Source organism: Streptomyces sp. NPDC059524 (assembly GCF_042749255.1).
GTDB classification, from domain to species: Bacteria; Actinomycetota; Actinomycetes; order Streptomycetales; family Streptomycetaceae; genus Streptomyces; species Streptomyces xanthii.
The window spans coordinates 14,264-34,927 of record NZ_JBHYTK010000054.1 but is presented as its reverse complement, the minus strand read 5'-3'; the positions used below and the strand labels follow the sequence as shown (position 1 = coordinate 34,927).

Annotated in this window: 16 protein-coding genes and 1 pseudogene; 10 read left to right on the top strand and 7 right to left on the bottom strand. The window is 66.9% G+C overall.

Annotation, left to right across the window (positions count from 1 at the left end):
* Nucleotides 1-52 precede the first annotated feature (52 nt).
* The 3 genes from ACFW9D_RS17520 to ACFW9D_RS17510 are packed head-to-tail and all read left to right on the top strand — an operon-like array spanning nt 53 to nt 5,836.
* Nucleotides 53-2,824, top strand: coding sequence for a Z1 domain-containing protein (locus tag ACFW9D_RS17520; protein WP_384622923.1), 2,772 nt, complete (start codon nt 53-55; stop codon nt 2,822-2,824).
* Nucleotides 2,821-3,831, top strand: a complete 1,011-nt coding sequence (locus ACFW9D_RS17515; RefSeq protein ID WP_384622921.1) for a PD-(D/E)XK motif protein — start codon at nt 2,821-2,823, stop codon at nt 3,829-3,831. The genes ACFW9D_RS17520 and ACFW9D_RS17515 overlap by 4 nt, the downstream gene beginning before the upstream one ends.
* Entirely contained in the window at nt 3,824-5,836 is a 2,013-nt protein-coding gene (locus ACFW9D_RS17510) for an AIPR family protein (protein ID WP_384622919.1), read from the top strand. Before ACFW9D_RS17515 ends, ACFW9D_RS17510 begins: the two co-directional genes overlap by 8 nt.
* Before the next feature lie 59 nt (nt 5,837-5,895).
* Here the strand turns inward: ACFW9D_RS17510 and ACFW9D_RS17505 are convergent, their stop codons facing one another.
* Nucleotides 5,896-6,084, bottom strand: a complete 189-nt coding sequence (locus tag ACFW9D_RS17505; protein ID WP_384622917.1) for a hypothetical protein — start codon at nt 6,082-6,084, stop codon at nt 5,896-5,898.
* Between the two features lie 61 nt (nt 6,085-6,145).
* Between ACFW9D_RS17505 and ACFW9D_RS17500 the strand changes: the two are divergent.
* Nucleotides 6,146-6,514 (top strand): annotated as a pseudogene (locus ACFW9D_RS17500) (very short patch repair endonuclease); the annotation flags it as partial.
* Nucleotides 6,515-6,608: 94 nt separating this feature from the next.
* On the opposite strand, the gene ACFW9D_RS17495 reads toward ACFW9D_RS17500, so the two are convergent.
* The gene (locus ACFW9D_RS17495) at nt 6,609-8,561 is read right to left on the bottom strand and encodes a DNA cytosine methyltransferase (protein ID WP_384622915.1); all 1,953 of its coding nucleotides are present in this window, start codon (nt 8,559-8,561) and stop codon (nt 6,609-6,611) included.
* A 412-nt stretch (nt 8,562-8,973) separates the two neighbouring features.
* On the opposite strand from ACFW9D_RS17495, the gene ACFW9D_RS17490 reads away from it, so the two are divergent.
* Entirely contained in the window at nt 8,974-11,193 is a 2,220-nt protein-coding gene (locus ACFW9D_RS17490; protein ID WP_384622913.1) for an ATP-binding protein, read from the top strand.
* Nucleotides 11,190-12,404 carry a hypothetical protein gene (locus ACFW9D_RS17485; RefSeq protein ID WP_384622912.1) on the top strand — a complete coding sequence of 405 codons (1,215 nt, stop codon included), beginning with the start codon at nt 11,190-11,192 and terminating at the stop codon, nt 12,402-12,404. The genes ACFW9D_RS17490 and ACFW9D_RS17485 overlap by 4 nt, the downstream gene beginning before the upstream one ends.
* A 108-nt stretch (nt 12,405-12,512) precedes the next feature.
* Here the strand turns inward: ACFW9D_RS17485 and ACFW9D_RS17480 are convergent, their stop codons facing one another.
* The 3 genes from ACFW9D_RS17480 to ACFW9D_RS17470 all read right to left on the bottom strand — a co-directional run bounded on the left by ACFW9D_RS17480 (nt 12,513) and on the right by ACFW9D_RS17470 (nt 15,906).
* Entirely contained in the window at nt 12,513-13,148 is a 636-nt protein-coding gene (locus tag ACFW9D_RS17480; protein ID WP_384622910.1) for a hypothetical protein, read from the bottom strand.
* Between the two features lie 147 nt (nt 13,149-13,295).
* Entirely contained in the window at nt 13,296-14,468 is a 1,173-nt protein-coding gene (locus ACFW9D_RS17475) for a serine hydrolase domain-containing protein (RefSeq protein WP_384622908.1), read from the bottom strand.
* Between the two features lie 76 nt (nt 14,469-14,544).
* On the bottom strand, nt 14,545-15,906 hold the full coding sequence (locus ACFW9D_RS17470; RefSeq protein WP_384622906.1) for a transcriptional regulator: 1,362 nt from the start codon (nt 15,904-15,906) through the stop codon (nt 14,545-14,547).
* A 197-nt stretch (nt 15,907-16,103) separates the two neighbouring features.
* Here ACFW9D_RS17470 and ACFW9D_RS17465 point away from each other — a divergent pair, with 197 nt between their 5' ends.
* The 4 genes from ACFW9D_RS17465 (at nt 16,104) to ACFW9D_RS17450 (ending at nt 19,305) form a co-directional block, all read left to right on the top strand.
* A complete protein-coding gene (locus ACFW9D_RS17465; protein WP_384622904.1) occupies nt 16,104-16,631 on the top strand; it encodes an ATP-binding protein in 528 nt (175 codons plus the stop codon).
* Between the two features lie 434 nt (nt 16,632-17,065).
* Nucleotides 17,066-17,236: a hypothetical protein gene (locus ACFW9D_RS17460; protein WP_384622902.1), complete on the top strand. Its 171-nt coding sequence runs from the start codon at nt 17,066-17,068 to the stop codon at nt 17,234-17,236.
* Nucleotides 17,237-17,332: 96 nt separating this feature from the next.
* Entirely contained in the window at nt 17,333-18,544 is a 1,212-nt protein-coding gene (locus ACFW9D_RS17455) for a JmjC domain-containing protein (protein WP_384622900.1), read from the top strand.
* Nucleotides 18,478-19,305, top strand: a complete 828-nt coding sequence (locus ACFW9D_RS17450) for an aldo/keto reductase (protein WP_384622898.1) — start codon at nt 18,478-18,480, stop codon at nt 19,303-19,305. Before ACFW9D_RS17455 ends, ACFW9D_RS17450 begins: the two co-directional genes overlap by 67 nt.
* On the opposite strand, the gene ACFW9D_RS17445 is transcribed toward ACFW9D_RS17450, so the two are convergent.
* Nucleotides 19,284-20,141, bottom strand: coding sequence for a hypothetical protein (locus ACFW9D_RS17445; RefSeq protein WP_384622897.1), 858 nt, complete (start codon nt 20,139-20,141; stop codon nt 19,284-19,286). The genes ACFW9D_RS17450 and ACFW9D_RS17445 overlap by 22 nt on opposite strands.
* 67 nt (nt 20,142-20,208) lie before the next feature.
* Nucleotides 20,209-20,646, bottom strand: a complete 438-nt coding sequence (locus ACFW9D_RS17440) for a hypothetical protein (RefSeq protein WP_384622895.1) — start codon at nt 20,644-20,646, stop codon at nt 20,209-20,211.
* Between the last annotated feature and the right edge of the window lie 18 nt (nt 20,647-20,664).

The window sequence follows — 20,664 nt, the reverse complement described above, 5'->3', positions numbered from 1 at the left end:
GTGGTCACCCCTACGCTCCGTACGTTCCGTCCATGTCCTGCTGGAGGTCTCCGTGAGCGACGTGTCCGACGACTCAATGGCCAAGGCCAAGCGCTTGGTCCTCGGCTTTCTGCCTCAGGATCGGCAACCGAGGGCGGACGAGGTGCAGACCGCGGTCGACGCCATCTTCACCATGCTGGCCGCCCAGGGGGAGGACCTTGATCGGGAGCTGCTGGTCAAGGAGATCGAGACACTCACCGCGGTCTTCCAGGAGCGGTCCCTCGCGCTCACGGACGCCAAGGGACACGAGCCGTGGCTCCCCGAGGCGAAGATCGACCGCGACTGGGACTTCTGGGAGCGGTACCGCAGGTACCTCGAGGACGTCGTGAGCCTCCCGCCCTGGGTGGTCCGCCGCCTAGACCAGACCTCGGACGACGTGCTGAGCCAGCTGGAGGACCCGCGGCGTCCCGGTCCGTGGCGGCGCAGGGGGCTCGTCATCGGACAGGTGCAGTCCGGCAAGACCGGCCAGTACATCGGTCTCGCGGCGAAGGCGGTGGACGCTGGGTACCGCTTCGTCGTGGTTCTCGCGGGCATTCACAACGACCTCCGCAGCCAGACCCAGCTCCGGATCGACGAGGGCCTCCTGGGCTTCGACACCCAGAACCAGAGCCGGTCGGACCAGGACGGCCGGTCCCGCGCCATGGGCGTGGGCAAGATGCCACTGGCCAAGAAGCTCAAGATCGCGTCGCCGACCAACAGCGGGGAGAAGGGCGACTTCGGACTCGCCACGGCCAAGGCGATCAACTTCCCCCTGGGCAGCTTCCCCGTCGTCCTGGTGGTCAAGAAGCACTACAAGATCCTCGAGTACGTCCGCAAGTGGGTGCTGGACGTCCACGGGACCGAGGACGAGAACGGCGAGAAGACCGTCAAGGACCTCCCGCTGTTCGTCATCGACGACGAGGCCGACAACGCCTCCATCAACACGGTGAGCGATCCCGAGGCGGACCCGACCAAGACGAACGCGGCCATCCGCAAGCTCATGCGGAGCTTCGACAAGTCCGCCTACGTCGGTTACACGGCAACCCCCTTCGCCAACATCTACATCGACCCGGATGCGGAACACTCCGAAGCAGGAGAGGACCTCTTCCCTGCCAGCTTCATCCGCAGCCTTCCCTCGCCGACGAACTACCTCGGTCCCGAAAGGGTCTTCGGACTCATGGTGGACGACGAGGACGAGGACGACGTCGAACCTCTCCCTCTCGTCCGGCACGTGAACGACGCGGACACCTGGCTACCACCCAAGCACAAGGCCAACGCTGTTCCAGGGGACACCCTTCCCAGATCGCTGCGCGAGGCGATCCTCTCGTTCGTGCTCTCCTGCGCCGCCCGGCGGGCCCGGGGGCAGACCAAGGTGCACAACTCGATGCTGGTGCACGTCACCCGCTTCACCTCGGTACAGGACCGTGTTTACGATCAGGTCGACGACCATCTGCGGCTTATCGTGGATACGATCCGGGACCGGTACGGGAAAGCGCCAGAGTTGCGCGCCGAGTTCCGGGCCCTCTGGGAAAGGGACTTCGAGCCCACCACCGACTACTTCCCCACAGACCAGGCCGAGCGTGTGACCTGGGAGCAGGTCTCCGAACAGCTCCTGCCCGCCCTGAGGAAGATCCAGGTCAAGACCGTCAACGGCACCTCGAAGGACGCACTCGACTACTACGAGAACCGGAGGAACGGGCTCTCCGTGATCGCCATCGGAGGGCAGAAGCTCTCCCGTGGCCTCACGCTCGAAGGGCTGACGGTCAGTTACTACCTGCGGAACTCGAAGAGCTACGACTCCCTCCTGCAGATGGGTCGGTGGTTTGGTTACCGCCCCCGTCACGAGGACCTGTGCCGTCTGTACACCACTCCTGCGATCGAGGACGCCTACGTGGAGGTCACCTCTGCGACGGACGAGCTCCGCAGGGAGGTCGAGGAGATGGCCACCCGCGGCCTCACTCCGACGGAGTTCGGCCTGAAGGTCCGATCCTCCTCGCTGGGGCTCACTGTGACCGCGCCGAACAAGATGCGTCAGGGCACGAAGGTCCTGCTCAGTTACTCCGGTAAGGGACCGGAGACCGTGATGTTCAGCCTCGCCGACAGGGCTGTTGCCCACAACTTCGGGGTGCTCGAAGCTCTGCTTCGCCGTTTGGACGAGAGCGCGGAAGCCACACAGCCCTCCACGAACGGCAAGGTCCGATGGGACGGTGTGCCGGCTGAAGCTGTCGCGGAGTTCCTGACTTCCTACGAGGCCGACCGTATGGCACAGACCGTACGACCTCGGCTCATCGCCAAGTACATCGAGCAGTGCACCAAGGTTGACGAACTCAACAGTTGGACCGTGGTCCTGGTGGGCAGCACGACGTCTAAGACTCTCGGGGAGATCGCGGGCCACACCGTCGGACTTGTGACTCGCCGGGCGCTCAACGAGGAGTTCCGGCCCGAGGGCAGGTACACGATCCGTCGTGTGCTCAGCCCGCCGGACGAACTGATCGACCTCGACGACGACCAGGTGGCAGCAGCGAAGAAGGCTGCGGCGCGGGTAGCGGAAGAGGCGGACAAACGGTCGGTGGCGAAGACCCCGGCTGGTCAGTACATCCGGCGGCAGCGCCGCACCGACCAGGGACTGCTGTTGATCTACCCCCTGGTGGTCCCGGATGCCGACAGCGCGGGCACGAAGACGCCCCTCGTCGGTTTCCAGCTGAGCTTCCCCCACTCCGAGCACCAGTCCAAGACCGAGTACGTCGCGAACTCGATCTGGTTCCAGGAGGACGTTTACACCCTCGCAGAGGAGGACGACGAGTGACGGTCACCGAGGAGGAGTGGCACAAGCTGGAGAGCCCGCAGGACGCTCCGGGGCGGTCCAGCATCCGCCTGCACCCGGAGTCCCCCCTAGACATTCACCTCTCCGTCTCCCACCCCGGCCGTCAGCGCATGCTGGTCCTGCGCACGGACGCCCGCTCGGCTGACCCGATCGTGCGGTCGGTCGGGCGTCTGCCCCGGGCCGCCGGGATCGAGATGAACCTGAGCGCGGTGTCGCGCGTCGAGTACGAGCTCCAGTTGGTCCTGACCGCCAACGATCTCAACGAGGTGTTCAACCCGCTCGTCGCCGACGTCGCCGACGTCGCGAAGGACGCCCCTGACGCAAGCAGGGCCCTGTCCGCCGCGGTGCAGCGGTTCGGCAGGTGGCAGGAGCTCCTGAGCGCCGTGGGCAGTGACGGACTGACCGCAGAGGCGCGCCGGGGGCTCTACGGAGAGCTGCTGGTACTGGGCGACGTCCTGTTCACCCGGCTGTCCCCGGCCGAGGCTGTTGCGGCGTGGACGGGACCCACCGGCACCAACCAGGACTTCGAGACCGCCGACGTGGCTCTCGAGACAAAGACGAGCACCGCGAAGCGCACCCGGAGCGTCCGGATCGCCAGCGAGCGCCAGCTCGACGGGACGGGCACTGCCGCACTCCTGCTCGGTCTCGTCCAGCTCGACGAGCGGCGGGGAGGCACGGGAGAGAGCCTGAACCGACGGGTGGACCACATACGCAGGCAGCTCACGGACCCTGCCGCCCGAACCCGCTTCGACGGCCTGCTCATTCAGGCCGGATACCTGCCCGGCCACCGGGACCTGTACGACGAGCCTCGCTACACGCTCCGCGACCTCAGGTTCTGGCACGTACGGGACGACTTCCCGAGGCTGGTCGAGTCCGACCTCGCCGAGGGGATCGGTGACTGCTCGTACCGCTTGGACGTATCGGCTCTGGCCGCCTACCGGGCAGAGACCGACGAGGTGAAGGACCTGATCGGGGGATCAGATGGCTGAGCTCGACCTCACGGAGTTCTCCAGAAGCCTGGTGGCCGACGTCCAGGCGACGGCTGACGCCGAGGCCGCGACGACTCCCGAGACGTTCACCCGACGCGTCTTCGAGGATCTGGAGCAGGCCGGCGTCGTCTCCAACGCCTTCACCGCCTATCACAAGGCTTACGGCCTCCTCGTGCACGGCTACGGCATCGGGGCGTCGGGCGAGTCCCTGGACCTGTTCGTGACGGACTTCCAGCTCGCTCCTCTGGACACTAAACTCACCAAGGGACAGGTCGAGACGTTCTTCCGGCGCCTCCTGATGTTCGTGGTGCGTTGCCGGGACGGGCTTCAGAAGGACTTCGAGCCGTTCTCCGACGTGTACGACATGTGCTCGGCTGTCGAGAAGGCACTCACCGAGGTCCAGCGAGTCAGGCTTTTCCTGCTGAGCAACAGGGTGGCCACCTTCACCGAGGTACCTGCCACGGATCTCGACGGCCTGCCGGTGACCCACGAGGTGTGGGACCTGGCACGGCTGCACCGTCACGCGACGTCGGGAGCACTCGGCGAGCCGATCGTGGTGCCTTTCGCCCCGCCGCTTCCCTGCGTCGTGGCTCCCAGCTCGGAGGAGGACCATTCGGTGGTCCTGGCGGTCGTTCCCGGGCAGATGCTCGCTGAGCTGTACGCGGAGTACGACACCCGGCTCCTGGAACTGAACGTACGTTCCTTCCTCCAGACCCGTGGCGCGGTCAATCGGGGCATCCGGGAGACCCTGCTCCACGCGCCGGGCCGGTTCCTCGCCTACAACAACGGAATCACGGCGACCGCGTCGAAGGTAGACCTCGTGCGGGGGCCGGACGGTGTGCCCACCCACATCGCAGGGGTGCACGGACTCCAGATCGTGAACGGGGGACAGACCACCGCCTCGCTCCACCACACCCTGACGCGGGACAAGGCGGAGCTGTCCGAGGTATGGGTCCAGATGAAGCTGACCGAGGTCGCACCGGACCGTCTCGCGGAGATCGTGCCGAAGATCTCGGAGTACTCAAACACCCAGAACCGGGTGACCCAGGTCGACTTCAGCTCGAACCACGAGTACCACGTGGAGATCCAGCGGATCACCCGATCCCTGTGGGCGCCGGCGACGGACGGCAGTGGCCAGGAGACCCACTGGTTCTACGAGCGGGCCCGCGGCCAGTACACGGACGCCCTGGCGAAGGCCCGGACCCCTGCTCGGCAGAAGCAGTTCAAGAAGCTGAACCCCTCGAAGCAGAAGTTCACGAAGGCGGACTTGGCCAAGTACGTCCACTCGTGGCACCAGCTGCCCTACCTGGTCAGCAGGGGTGCCCAGAAAAACTTCGTGGAGTTCATGCTGCGTGTCGAGGAGGCTCCGCCACGTGTGGACCTCCAGTACAGCCAGCGGTTGATCGCCATGGCCGTCCTGTTCAAAGCGGTGGACCGCATCGCCGCGATCCACAACGCAGGCAGCCACAAGAGCATGGTCACCACGTACACCGTGGCCCGGCTGTCCCTGGCGACCGACCGCAGGATCGACCTGGACCGGATCTGGCGGGAGCAGTCCCTCTCGCCGGTCCTGGCGGCCGCGGTCCACGACCTCTGCCCCAGGGTCATGCGGGCGGTGACCACGCCGCTGGCGGGAAGCCACGTCGGTGAGTGGGCCAAGAAGGTCGCCTGCTGGGACGCGGTTTCAGAGGTGCCCTGGACCGTTCCCCCCGCACTCTCACGAGAACTGCGTGACAAGCCGCTGGACGCGGACGCCCTTGCAGGCGGCACCGGCGACGAGGCGGGCGCGAGTGACGAAGCCGCTCTGGTTCCTGCCGACGAGTGGTACGCGATCGAGGACTGGGCCAAGGAGACGCGGGTCCTCGAGCCGTGGCAGCGGCAGCTCGCTCACTTCGTGGGGAAGCGCCTCGAGCTCGGCGACGAGGTTCCCGAGACACAGGCCGTGCAGGCACTCCACGCGCGCAAGGAGGCTCTGCGGCTGGGGTTCACCCCCGAGCAGCCGTAGGCGTCAGCGGCGAACCCCCGCGATACGGCGGTAGCCGGTCGCGGGCTCACCACAGCAGGTCAGGGGTGCCCCTTCTCGATCAGGTCCCTGATCGAGTCCTCCGCTCGCCTCAACACGATGCGACCGTCCCCGTTGCTGAACGCGACGAGCTCGGTACCCGGGGAGATGCCGGCCTCGGCCAGCAGCCCGAGCGGCAACTCGACACGGCCGTGGTCGTCCACCCTCAGTTCGACTGGTTCCCGGAGCATGGGGAAAGTGTGTCACCCTCCGTTTCGGAGCATGCCGACGGGCTGACCCGAGGTACTGATCATGAACGTGGACAGCAGTGGGGCGCGACGGCAGTGGGTCTCCACCGCCGGAGGTGAGCACCTGCGTGGGCGCCGGGTGCGGGACACGAAGCCGGAGATCCTGCTCAAGAAGGCCGTCCACCGGCTGGGCCTCAGGTTCCGACTCCAGCAGCAGGTGGCCCCTCGGTGCACGGCCGACTTCGTCCTGCCTCGCCACCACGTCGCGGTGTTCGTCGACGGCTGCTTCTGGCACGACTGTCCTGAGCACGGCCCCAGGGAGTTCCGAGGCCCCAACGCCTCCCTCTGGCGAGACAAGATCAACGCCAACAAGGACCGGGACCGGCGCAACACGGAGCAGGCCACGGCTGCCGGATGGACCGTGGTCAGGGTCTGGGAGTGCGAGATCCGTCAGGATGTGGAGGCAGCCGCGAGGCGCGTGGCGGAGGCCACGGGCAGGGGCGCCGCAACTCCACGTCGGTCTTCGGCTACTCCTGGGAGGCGGCGAGCGTCAACAGGTCGTCCGTACGCGCCTTCCGGCGGGGACAGTACGAGAGCAACGGGCAGTCGGAGCAGACGGGGCCGTCCTCCCGGCACAGGTCGGAACCGATGAGCCGGAGCGCACCCATCCGAAGGGGAGCGTCCGTGCCCGCGCCCACGAGTTTCACCAGGTTGACGCGCCCCTCGCTGAGCCGGTTCGGATGATCCGTCTCAAAACCGTTCATCCTGGCCGCGACCCGCAGAGTCCCCTGCCCGACGAGCATGAGGTCCTCGCCGATCAACAGAAGATAGAGGGACTTCTCGGCCGGCTTCATTCCCAGCTTCTCCGGGATGTCAAGCCGCTTGTCCCAGCGCCACGCGTAGGGACTGTCCACCAGAGGGGTCAGACGGTCAAGGCGGGACCGGGCGGGCGCCGTGGGTGCCACCTTGAGCAGCCTGACGAGCAACGTCGACGTCAGTGTCTTCGATCGTCGGACGATGTCCATCAGCTCGGCCATTGCCGCTGGTTTAATCTTCGCGCCGGAGAGTATGGCCACCACCGCGGCATGGAGCGAGACCTGCTCCCCGTCCGGCTGACGCGGGAGCTGGTACCAGTCCGCTCCGTCCCGACGCTGCTCCGCCCACGCCGTGAGCGCGCCCCGGACCTCCCGCCAGTGAGGCTGAAGTCCCTCACCCTCACCAGAGGCGCCGTCGACCGGCTTGAGCGCCTCGGCGGCAGCCTCGCCCAACAGAGGGGGGACGGCATTGCCGATCTGTCGGAACGCGTCACTCCGAGTGCCAGCGAACCGGAACCTGTCAGGGAACGTCTGGACGCGTGCGGCCTCCCGCACGGTGAGTGTGCGCAGCTGCTCCGGGTGGATGTACCAATAGCCGTCCTTGGCGATGTGAGCGGTGATCGTGCGGCTCAGTTGCTGCCAGTCCAGCTTCTTGTACTTGTCCGTGTACTTGTCGGTGGCGTAGCGCTGGTACTTCTTCTCCTGCTTGGTCTTCAGTAGCTTGCCGAGGTCCGAGTACTTCGTCTTGGACTCCATGAGCTCGAAGAGCCGGTAGTCGTCCTTCCGGACCCTGCGGGTCATGTGGTCCCACACTCGACCGCGTGGAGCGCCGTCCCGCATCATCTCCGCGAACGGCGGCAGGTTGCGCGGCTTGCGGTAGGGCATCTCCCGCTCGCCGACACGCTCAGTGGGCACGACATCCAGTTCGGGGAGGTCGCCGATGGCATCGCGCAGGCTGGTGTGGTCGGTGTCGGGGGCACGCCAGCCGAATTCGGCGACGTCCCTTCTCGCCAGGAGTATGAGCCGCTTCCGGTGCTGTGGAACGCCGTAGTTCCATGCGTCGACGAGTCGTACCTGCGTCGCGTACCCGAGCTCCTCCAGCTCCTCCTCGATCGTCCGGATCACGAAGAAGTCGTCGTGCAGTCCCATGTCGGGAACGTTCTCCATGAGGACCACGCGGGGCCGGATCCGCTTGACGATGTCCAGGTAGGCGCTCCAGAGCTCCTTCCGACGGTCCTCCGGATCACGCCCGTGGTTCTTGACCAGGTCGCGGATCTTGTTCCGCCCGGCCCGGCTGAAGGGCTGGCACGGAGGGCCACCGGCCACGAGATCGATGTTCGCCGGAGTGAGGATCTCCACCAGCCTGTCGCGCTCGGTGGGGTCGCCAAGATCCATGTGCAGGCTGAGTCCAGGGAAGTTCGCCCGGTGGGTCTCCAGCGCGCGCTCGTCGAAGTCGACCGCCGCTGCGGTCGTCCACCCCGCCCGCTCCACACCTGAGCTGAGTCCCCCGGCGCCGGAGAAGAGGTCGACGGCCAGCCGCTTGCCCTTACCGAAGCCTTCCAGCCACTCCTGGAACGACTGCGGGGTGCAGCTGTCGGAGTGCGGAGGAAGCTTGAGGTAGTCACTGCGCTCAAGAGGTACGCCGTAGCCGCTCCTCTTCTTCACAGCACAACCCTCCGTACGCATGACATGAACGAGCACCAGGAGATCACAGACCCGCTGGTGGAAGCAAGGATTCCGGCACTTCGGACACCGGGATCGTCCGGGTGTCGGTGGCTTCCCAGGTCGGCTTGCGCACCCCTGCGACCTGCGGGATCGACCCGGTGTTCCAAGCGATCGATCATAGTGGAGTCCGGCATGCGAATCCGCACGGCTGGCGGGAGTAATTGGTCACTCCGTCCGGCTAACGAATCCTGGGCGCAGAAGGCACGTCCGAGTCGGCGCGGGAACACCGAATACTATCGGCCAGCAACTCACTTCGGCCACCCGCATCACATGCGAACCGGCTGTAGAATCCCGCCAGTTCACCAGGATCCGTGGTGCAACGATGTGAAGGTCTCCAGGCGAGGGGGTGCGGATGGAGTCCGAGAACGTCAAGGCCTATCTCCGGCCCCGGGCCCGCCTCATGAGTACGTTGGGCGAGGAACTGATCAGCAACGAGCGCGTCGCGCTCACCGAGCTGGTGAAAAACGCCTACGACGCCGACGCGAGTCTCGTCGTGATCCGCTTCGTCGAACCCCTCCAGGTAGGAGTGGGCGCTGTCGAGGTCTGGGACGACGGGCACGGCATGTCTCCGGAGACCGTCCGCAGCACCTGGCTGGAGATCGCCACGCCACACCGTCACCGGTCTCCCCGGAGTGAGGAGCTCGGTCGGCGGGTCCTCGGGGCGAAGGGCATCGGTCGCTTCTCGGCGGCCCGCCTGGCCCAGGTGACATCCCTGACAACACGCCGACGGGACGCCCGAGAGGTCACCGTACGAGTCGACTGGGGCCGGTTCACCAAGGACGACGCCTATCTGGACCAAGTGCCGGTCGACTGGGCCTCCGGCACTCCGCGGACATTCGGCGCTGACAGCCCTGCGCAGTATTTGTTTGACGGGGTCACACAGGGTTTCCGTGACGAAGGGCGCCCTGACGACCTCGGACACCACGGCACCGTGGTCCGGTTGGAAGGACTGCGTCAACAGTGGGACGAGGAGTCCGTCACCCGACTCAAGCTGTCTCTCAGCCGGCTCCTGCCGCCGGCGCCACCTTCCGACCTGGACGTCCCGAACCGGCCCGACTTCTCGGTGTACATCGAGACACCGCCAGGTGAGCTGGAACATCACACTGGTTTTGTCGGTGCCAGTGAAACCCTGGCGCATCCCCACTACCGCCTCACCGGCACGGTGGACGCCGGCGGGCATGCGCGTCTCCAGCTGTGGACGAGTCACAGTGACGCCGAGAGTGTCATCGACGAGAGCGTTGTCGGAGACTCGTCCGGGCCCAGCTGCGGCGCCCTGACCCTCGATATCCGCATGTGGGACCTCGAGAGCGCCACCCTCAGGCAACTCCTCAACATAGACGTGGGCGCTCGAAACATCCGCGAAATCCGGCAGCTGATCCGCAGGAGCAGCGGCGTGGCCCTGTACAGGGACGGTTTCCGGGTGCAGCCGTTTGGTGAGTCCGGGTTCGACTGGCTCGGCTTCGACCTCCGTCGTGTCAACAACCCGACCCTGCGCTTCTCCAACAACCAGGTGGCAGGGTTCGTCTACATCTCGGCTGACGGCAACCCAGGGCTCAAGGACCGCTCCAACCGTGAAGGGCTTATCGACACCCCGGAGTACGACGAACTCAAAGCACGGATACTGCAGGCCGTCAGCCGCCTGGAGACCTGGCGCTACCGCCTGCGCCGCCCCGCACTCCAAGACGAGACACTCCTCCCCTCTGAAGTGCCAGGAAGCGGGCTCTTTGCCGGATTCAGTCTTGCCCCCCTGCGAGAAGTAATCGAACAGCGCCACCCCGACGACGTGGTGCTCGGCCGTGCTGTCGAGAAGGCGTCCGAAGAGATCACTGATGGGGTCCGCAAGGTCCAAGAGGTCCTCTCCCAGTTCCAGCGCCTGGCCACCCTCGGCACGCTTGTGGACGTGGTGCTGCACGACGGCAGAGCGGCTCTCACCCGGATCGCCTTCGTCCTGGAAGACCTGCAGGAGCTGGCCGAGGGGCTGAGTGGAGAGCACGCCGAACTGGCGGAGGAGCTGGTGAGGCTGCACACGGGTTTCAGTACCCAGCAGGCGGCCCTTGATCATCTCTTCACTCGGATCCAACCGCTCAGTGGACGTCGCCGCGGTCGGCCCCGTTCCCTCTCCCTGCACGACGAGATCAGGGCGGCCGTCGAGGTACACGAGGCAGATCTGGCCAAGTTGAGCATCGATCTGGAGATCGGCGGGGAGGACGTCACCGTCACCGTCGCCCCGGGAGACGTGAACACACTCGTCCTCAACCTTGTCGGGAACTCGATCTACTGGCTCTCCACCACCCCCGACACCCACGACCGGGCTATCCGTGTCGATACCGCACGGACAGCTGGAGGAGAGGTCGAGATCACGTTCAGCGACAGCGGCCCCGGCGTACGCCAGGGGATAGAGGAAGCCATCTTCGACACGTACTTCAGCGACAAGCCCGACGGGATCGGTCTCGGACTGACCATCGCTGGAAGCGTCGTCAAGGACTTCTACGACGGTCAGCTGTCCCTGGCTCCATCTGGCCCCCTTCCAGGGGCGTGTTTCAAAGCCGTTCTACGAAGGAGAGTTGGGTGACCTTGTCGGGTTCTGGATTCCGGGTGCTCATTGTCGACGACGAGCCGGACATCGCCGAGCGTTTCCAGAGCCACCTCGCGCGGAAACTCGCGGATCTTGGCACGGTCACCATCGAGACCGAGAGCGACTTCGATGAAGCCGAACGCCGCCTCGGAAACGAGCAGTTCGATCTCGCCATCCTGGATGTCAAGGAGGGCGGAGGGGGTCTGGGCGATGTTGCGGCGGACGAACGTGGACGGGACATGTACGAACGGGTCGCCCAGAAGTGCTGGATCCCGGTGATCTTCTGTACCGGCTTCCCGCAGCGGGTGGAGGGTCTGAAGCGCCCGCCGCTAGTGAACGTCGTGACCAAGAACCGCCTGTCCGAACTGGTCGAGGCCGTGCGAGCAGCTCTCCAGTCCGGCATCCCCTCGCTGACGCGTCAGCTCGGCGCGCTGACCGACCGCTTCATGCGTTCCTTCCTCCGTGACACCGTCGCCCCGAACTGGGAGGAGATGGCCGAGTCGGACCAGCAGGAGATCCCTCTCGTGCTGATCAACCAGCTGGCGGCCTGGCTGAAGGAGAACGCAGTTAGCGAGCTCGACTCCGTGATCGCGGCGAATGGCGGCAACGTCGTCAGGCACTCCTCTGCTGCGAGGGTCTACCTCAAGCCTCCGGTGACGCACCACGTCACCGCGGCCGACGTCCTTGCCTCGCCGAGCGGGGACTGGTGGCTCGTGCTGACGCCTGCCTGCGACCTCTACGAGGACCCGCCCATGGCGGAGGGAGTCAGGAGGCGCCGCGCCAAGGCGGAGTTCGTACGGCTGGCGCGCGCCCACGTCCTGCACACTTCTCCCCCCGTTGCAGACTGGCAGGCCAACGGAGGCAGCAAGCATCGACAGAAGGTCTCTGATCTCTTCCGGACCGACCACAACCGTTACCGGGTGCTGCCGAAGTACCTCGACGTACCGGACTTGCTGGTGGACTTCGAGGACGTCACGTCGCACCCGTTGGACGAGGTTCGAGAATGGCGCAGGGCCGCCACGCTCGACAGTCCCTTTGCTGAGGCGATGCTGACCGGACACAGCCGGGCCGTTGGCCGAATCGGAACTCCTGACATCGACTTCGAAAGGCAGAAGGAAGAGCTCGGCCTCAAGGGAATCACGCGGCAGGTCAACCAACCGTCCGTGCCAACAGCGCGCAGCACGGCATCGGCACCAATCAGCGACTGACCTCGGCCCACCGGGACCGTTTCCTCTCCCCATAAGCGGCGCAGCAGTCATGGCCCCTCGTGGCCGCTGTCTCCGAATCGATGATCAGTCAGGTTGAGGCACCCGTGATCAGTAGCCGTCTGTTCCCTTAAGTTCCGCTTCAAGGCCGTGCACCCAGCAGGGGACGGGCATCGCGTCGAAGGCCATACGCTGTTCAAGGATCAGATGGGCAAGGCGGTGCATGTCGGTGACACTCTTGGCATACAAGTACCAGCGCCCCTCGTGCTGCCCAATCCCACACCCTGCGCTGCGCGCAAGGTCAGCAATCAGTTCTGCTCTGTCCGCATCAGGCACGACGCCGACCATCGGGTACCTGGCGTGGTGGCGTCCCCGTTCCAGGCTGGCGGAGCAGGAGTAGAAGGTGACGGCGCGGGCTGCACTAAGAGCAATACTGAGGCCGGCCACACCGGCGTCGTTCCAGTGGAGAGATTGGTTGAGCTCCGCGTAGGCCACCCCATCACCGGAATCACTTAGGTCGCCGAGCACAGCCTCGATGCCGTCGGGAACACCCGACTCCGCCGCCCGCCCAAGGACGAACGCCTCACTATCAAGGCACTCAGCAGCCTCATCCCAGGTCGGTACACCGAGACACTCATACTCATGGTGATCCGTGAAACCAGTCGCCACATCTTCAGCCGTCAGGCCGGTGAGCAACCGATCCATCTCGTATGCGTAACCGATTTCCACGTCAAACGTCGGAATCATGGCCACCATGATGACGGGGGCGTCCCTGAGCCATCAAGACTGCGTGGCGTCACGAAATTCTGTTGCTCATCGGTTCACGCCACCGAATTGAACGACTGACATCAACGAGGCCAGTGGGCTACCCCGGCCGACATATCTGAGCTCTCATCACCCCCGTGACCTGATGACTGCGTCGATCAAAGCCCCGGCCCGCAGGTCATCGGCCCCACTGACGATGTGGTTCATCACGTAGCCGAAGGCAATGCCGCGCTCCGGATCAGCAAAGGCCAGGGATCCTCCTCGGCCGTTGTGGCCGAAGGCGCTCGGACCGCTCATGGGGTTGTCCTCAGTGGGCAGCTGGTAGCCGGACCCGAACCGGCTCGGTGCCACCAGCACCTCATCCATCCCGGCCACCTGCTCCTTTGCCGCAGAGACGACGGTCTCCGGGCTGAGCAGGCGCACGCCGTCCACCTCGCCGATCAACGCCGCGTACATCCGAGCCAGGGCACGCGCCGTACCGATGCCGTTCGAGGCTGGCAGTTCCGCGGCCTGCACCTCGGGTGAGTCGAAGTCGATCGCGGCCGGGTCCGTGACCGCGTACGCCCTGTTGCTGAAGGAGTTCGGGTCGCGCCAGGCGGCAACCTGCTCGCGGAACTCTTCGGGGACCGCCTCCGGGGACAGGGTGGTGAGGTCGACGGTCGGCTTTCGGTACGCCATGCGGCTCACGCGGTGGCGTTCGTTCGCCGGGAGGCCGATGAAGAAGTCCAGGCCGAGGGGAGCCGCGATCTCGTCGGCGAAGAAGCGGCCGGGAGTGCGGCCGGACACGCGGCGGATCACCTCGCCGACCAGCCAGCCCCAGGTCCGGCCGTGGTAGCCGTGCGCGGTCCCGGGGGGCCACACGGGGCGTTGCGCGGCCAGTGCGGCCGTCATGGGGTGCCAGGAAAGGGCCTCGGCCAGTGGGACCGGGCGGTCCAGCGTGACGAGGCCGGCCTGGTGGGACAGGAGCCAGCGCACCGGGATATCCGCCTTGCCATTCGCGGCGAACTCCGGCCAGTACTTGGCCACCGGCGCGTCCAGGTCCAGCAGGCCGCGCTGGGCCAGCATGTGTGCGGCGGTCGCGGTCGCCCCCTTGGTTGCTGAGTAGACGAGCTGGAGGGTGTCTCGCTCCCATGGGCGACCGGTGTCGCGGTCGGCGACACCTCCCCACAGGTCCACCACTGGTCGGCCGTCCTGGTACACGCAGACCGCCGCGCCGATGTCTCCGTGCTGGGCGAAGTTTTCCGCGAACGCCTCGGGTACGGGCTCGAACCCGGCCGCGACATCACCGCCGATCGTCGTCATGCCGCCCATCGTGGCACTCCACTCGCCCATCTCCATAAGTTGGGCTGCCTCTCGTGCCCGAGCGCAGGGCGTGTGTTCAGGACGCGGCGGGCAGGGCCTGGAGGCGATCGCGAAACTCGCGGACTGCTGGGACGGCCTTGTGCGGTTCGAGTTGCTCGGCGAACTCCTTCAGGCGATCCAGTGCCCGTACGGAGCTGACCTTGTCTTCGAGGAGCGAGGCCCCGTAGTTCGCGGCGTCGAGTGCCCCGTCCAGGTCGTGGCCGGCGAGTCGGGCTTCGGCGAGGCGGCTGGACCTGACGGCCTTGTCGCGGGGCGTCGCCTTCTGTACCGAACTCTCCAACAGGCTTGTCGCCTGCTCCACTTGGCCTGCGCGGAGCAGCACCTTGCCCTCGGTCGACTTGAGTTGTGCCTCACCGAACCAGTCGAGCCAGTCCGGGTCTTCGCCCTCCGTGTGGCGGTCCCAGTAGGAGACGGCGCGATTCAATGCCGTGCCAGCCCGCTGGTGGTCGCCGTCGCGTGAGAGCGCTTCGGCCTTGTGCAGGTGAAGGAAGGACTGGGTGTAGGGCGACAGGGTGCGAGGGGCGTTGTCGATGGCAGTGGAGATGAGGTCGACGCGTTCGGCGGTCCGGCCGGCTTCGGACACGTGGACGCCCATCTCCGCTAGGACGAAGGCGCCGAACGCGTCGTCGCCGGCGGTGCGGGCGCTGCGCAAGGCGCCTACGTAGTACTGCTGTCCTGCGGACCGGAGCCCGGCGTCGTAGGCCATCCAGCCGGTCAGGTGCGACACCTGTGCCGCCAGCCCGTAGAGGCGAAGGCAGATCTCGTCCGAGTACCGGCCCGCGCTCAGGAGGCCGGCGATCAGGGCGAAGTCGCCGCGCGACTGTTCCAGGAGCCGGGCGCCGCCGAGCTGGTCGTCGAGCGTGCGGAGGGTGGTGATGCGCTGCTCGATCGTCGAGACCATCGTGTCGGTGACGCGATCGCCTTTGAGCGCCGAGGCGAAGGCGGACGGCGCCTCGGCCCAGCTCGCCGCGAGCCCTGTCAGAGCGGCTCCGGTGATCGTGAGGAACCCTCGGCGGTCTAGGCGGCCACTGCCCACCAGATCGTCGAGCGCTTCGACGGTGCCTGCCTCGCTCCAGGGAGCTGCGAGCCCGGTCACCTCCCATACGGGCAGCCAGCGAGGCCACTGCTCGGCCCTCATCTGCTCACTCGGGACCCGCAGCAGATCTGCGAGGACGCGCTGGGCGTCTGCGTCGGGCTCTTGGCCCTGCTCCCATTTCCATACCGTGGTGCGGTTGGTCGCGAGCGGGATTCCGAGCGACTTTCCGTGGGCCTGCATGAGGCGGGCGAACTCCGCCTTGCCCCAGCCGCGGGACTGGCGGACGAAGGTCAGCGGGTGGACGGCTAACGGCTCACCGGGCACGTCATCACTCCCGTTCATCGCTCGCGGCGTTGCTCCGAGGCTACTGGTCCTGTGCGCGCAGGGAAGGGCGTCCCCAAGAGGAGCCCCCTGGAAACGTTCCGGGCTTGCAGGTCAGGACGTTGACTTGGTGTCAGCCGTCACGGGCAGCGCGCAGGGCGTCGCAACCCGGGCGGCTTCCCAGATCGGCGGCTCCATGTCTGCGCCCCCTATCGGGCATGGAGCCGCTCTCCAGTCCTTCGGAGGCGTTCACCATGCCCACCCTCGTCACTCGATTCGTTCTCTCGGGCATCAAGGAGGAGGTCTCTCCCGCCCGGCGCATGGTCGTGGACAAGGTTCGGGCGTGGGGCGTTCGCCTGGATGACAAGGCGACGGACGCGATCCGCCTTGTGGTCTCCGAGCTGGTCACCAACGCCGTGCTCCATGGGGTGGGCCCCGTCACCGTGGAGTTGTGCCATCAGCCGGGCAGCCTGGTCATCGGCGTGCTCGACAACAGCGAGGCGATGCCGGAGGTCGATCATCCGGCTTTGGGTGCTGAAGGCGGACGCGGACTCGGGCTGGTCGGCTTCTTTGCGGTCCGGTCAGGGTGGGAGCCCGTAGAGCACGGCAAGCGAGTCTGGGCGGAGGTGGCTCTCCCCAAAGCAGCTCCTGCCGTCCGCGCCGCTGTTCTGCGCCGGTTCTTCCTGGCCAGGCCGGGTCCTCGTGCCCGATCCGGGTCCGAGGCCCATAGCTCGGCGACGGCCTGATGGGCCGCCACCGGGGAGGGCCGGTTCGTCTGCCGGACTCCGGTGTGGTGTTCAGGCCGACTCGTAGAGACATCGATCCGTCCACGAGTGAGCCCACAGCTGATGCGCTCTGGGACCGCCACGCGTGGGAGCCGAGCGGCCGGTGCTGGCTCTGGTGCGGACGGCCGGACGTCGAGGTGACGTGGATCGGGCCCGTGTGCTCCAGCGGCATGCACGCGGACCTCTACTCCTGCCGGTCCTGCCTGTACGAGCTGGACCAGCGGGTCCTGGAATCCAACATCCGCCGCGACCTAGCCGCTCTGCCCGCCACGCCCTCCACGCCCGGTCCCCCGCAATGCTGAGGGCGTGGCGTGACCGAACCATCGAACCCTCCCCGATCACAGACTTCCCGCCGGAACCCCGGACGGGAGAACCCGAAAAGGAAGGAGCACGAGGTGGTACAGAGCACGACGACCACGCCGCCGACCCCGAGTGGCCTCCTGGTGGCGGTGGAGGAACTGACCGCCGTCCATGACCGGTACGACAGCCTCCGGTCCGACAACCAGGGCAACTCCGGCGACGCGCCCTGGCCGGGCGGGGACGGCAACCTGACCGACATCGAGTAGCACCAGCGCGGCGGGGGCCGACCCGGTCCGCTGTGTCGGCCCCCGCCACGTACGCGTCGTCGCATGACTGAAGCCGTACTACTCAAGGAGGCTGTGATGGAGCACCAGTTGGTCGGCGCCATCGAGCGTGCGCTGGGTTGGACCGGGGTGGAGGAGCTGGGCAAGGGCTTCGCTCACGGCAACCTGGGCGATCCCGCGCTCGTCTCCCGCATCCTGACCCCGAACCGCCTGCTCGACATCGCGATGCGCCGAAGCCTGAACCGCCCGCAGTTCCGGTGCTTCCAGCAGGGCGAGGAGGTCCACCCGGCGATCTACTACACCGACAGCGTCAGCCCACGGGGACAGAGCATCCCCATGGTCAACATGCGCAGTCTCGGTCGACTGCTCGACGAGGGCGCGACGCTCATCCTCGACCAGCTCAACACCTTCGACCCGACGATGGAGGTCGCCTGCCGCGCACTCCAGTGGTGGTCGCACGAGCGGGTTCAGGTCAACGCGTACCTGACCACGAACGACGCCTCGGGCTTCCCGCTGCACTGGGACGACCACGACGTGGTGATCGTCCAGCTCGCCGGCGAGAAGGAGTGGGAAGTGCGCGGCACCTCGCGCACGGCACCCATGTACCGCGACGCCGACCCCAACACGACCCCGACCGACGAGATCGTCTGGTCCGGCGTGATGAGGACCGGTGACGTCATGCACATCCCCCGCGGCCACTGGCACCAGGCGACCCGGACGGGCAGCGGCTCGGGCAAGAGCCTCCACGTCACGTTCGGCATCACAAAGCGCACCGGCGCGAGCTGGCTGGCATGGCTGGCCGACTGGTGCCGCGAGGAGGAGATCTTCCGCCACGACCTGGATCGCCGTGGCCTTGGCCGCCCGGACGGTGCCCGCAGCGAGGCCCTGGTCGAAGCCGCCACCCGCCTGATCGGTGAACGCTCGCCGGCCGACTTCCTGGCCGCCTACCAACAGGCGGCGGCGCTGCCCCGGCACGTGCCGTTCCTCAACATCCTGGGCTCACTCGAGGCCGTGGTGTGCACCACACACTTCCCGCCCCGACTCCAGGAGAACGGCGAGACGGTCGACATCGTGGCCTCGGGCAAGAAGCTCACCCTCGCCGCCAAGGCCGTTCCGGCGCTGCGTCTGCTGTTGAGCGGCCGTCCCGTCCCGCTGGAACGGGCGGCGGCACTCGTCGGAACCGAAGCTGTGGAGGTGGCCGAGATCCTGGTGAAGGAGGAGATGTGCGCGACTCTGACCCCCGAATTGTCCTCGGGCTACACAGGTCTCGTCACGAACGCCGTCTCCTGACCAGGGCGTTGGACCTCGGCGTCACCGCGATCGACACCAGCGCCAACTACCTCGGCTTCCGCTCCCACGAGGTCCTGGCAGGCACTGCTGGTGATCTGCTGCCGAAGTTCACGCTCTCCACGAAGGTGGGCTACTTCCAGCAGCCTGGTGGGGTCGAACACGCGGTCCGGGATCTCGGGAAGGAACCGGACCTGGTGTTCCTCCACAACCCCGAGTACTCCCTGCCGACGGGGAGTGCTCGAACACGGGATCTTCTGGCCCAGGCGTGCGCAACCCTCTCCCGTGCCGCGGGACAGGGGCTGTGCAGGGCCTGGGGCATCGCGACCTGGGACCCGACGTCCCTGCCATCCCTGATCGAGCCGACCACGCCGAAGCCGTCCGTACTCATGGTCCGTGCCGGGCTGCTGGTCGGCTCCAGGACCCTGGATGCCGCCGAAGCCCTGACGACGGCCTGGGGCCTGGATGCGTCCTCGGTACGGGGAATGAGCCCATTCGGCGGCAGCGTCAGGGCCCCGGTCTGGAGCCGGATCGACCCTCGGGTCTTCCTCCGGAGCGGCGCCGGGCTCTCCCGCATGCAGGCCGCGTTCCGCGTCGCCTACCAGCTGCCCCGGGTCACCAGCATGGCCGTCGGTACGGACGAACCCGCACACCTGGGAGAGCTGCTGGGCGCACTGGCCACGGAGCCCGACGAACGGATGATAGGTGAGTACCGACGCCTTCTCCGCGGCCGCCCCAGCGCTCAGGCGGCCCGAAGCTCCTGAACGATCTCCGCAGCCATCCGACGGGCTGGCTCCCGTCGCGGATCCTGTGGGTGCGCGTCCGGTCCAAGGATCTTCGAACACACGAAGAGCGTCATCAGCTTGCCGTCCCGGCTCGCGAAGTCCGTGTGCCGCTCCCGCCGCACACGAGCAGCCAGAGCCGGGACGACGAGCGAACTCGCCCACAGGGACGCCGAGTCCAACCCTCGCGGGGCGTTTCCCCAGTCCTCCCAGTCGAAGAGGCAGAACACCGGCCCGGTCATGTTGGCCCAGTTCAGGTCCGCATGGGCAGGCACCCAGTGCTCAATGGTGGTGTCGAAATCTCCGGGCACGGCGCCGCGAATAGACTCGGTGACGAGGTCTTGGGTGATGGTGTCGGTGTCCGGCGTGGCGACGCGGTTCGTGGTCTGGGCCGCGAGCGAGTCCAGCGAGGTGTTGAACGCCTGCCACCATTCGTCGGGCAGCTCGGGGTCCTCCCCCAGTACGGCGGTCCCGATCGGCCGCCCGGGCAGCAGACCAGTCTCGTCGGCCCGCCACATCACGGAGTCGTCGGGGTCACGCCAGACGACGCACCCTCGCCACTCAGGCTGAGCGATGCCCCGCAGGCGGGCGGCGCACTCGGTGCCGTTCCATCCCTGATCACCGATCTTGTCGAGCCGCCGCCTCTCGATCCGGACCCAGGTGTCACGGTCCGTCCGAGCCCCCACGGATCGGCGCTTACGCACCACGGTGTTCGGGTCGAGGCGCGTTTGGAACGACCGCTCAACATGCGCGAGCGCTCCGTCGACCGACTCGACTCGGAGATCGACAGCGCGACCTGCGGGGATCGAGAGAGACATGGGAGCGACCGTAGCAGCGACCCACTCGGCGAACGGGCGTCCTGGGCGGGCTGCGTCGCCCCTGTTATCAGCCGCCGACGACAACCTGGAGGTGCTGCTTGATCTCGTCCGCGACTCTCTCGTGGTCTCCGCCGGCCGGGATGCGCCAGTCGGTGTCGATCTCCCGCTCGTACGCGAGCTCGGAGGTGAAGCGGATGAGGTCGGGGGCCGGCAGATACGCGTCGCGAAGCCACAGGATGAATGAGGCCGCTTCGTCGACCGTGGTCGAGCTCAGGGCGATCGTGTCGCGGGACTCGTTGTCGGCGAATCCGTCGAACTCCTCGCCTTCCGCCGTCATCGCCCAGAAGGACAGGCGAGCCGGGTGCCCGTCCTCCTGCCGGTAGCGGACCTCGGGGAAGGCGTCGTCGAGCGCCTGACCGAAGGCGGCCAGATCCAGATTCCACCCTTGCGGGTTCTTCGCCGGCGCGTAGAGCAGGTACGCGGTGTTGTACTCGTCGAATTCCATGGGGGTGCTCCCTCTCGG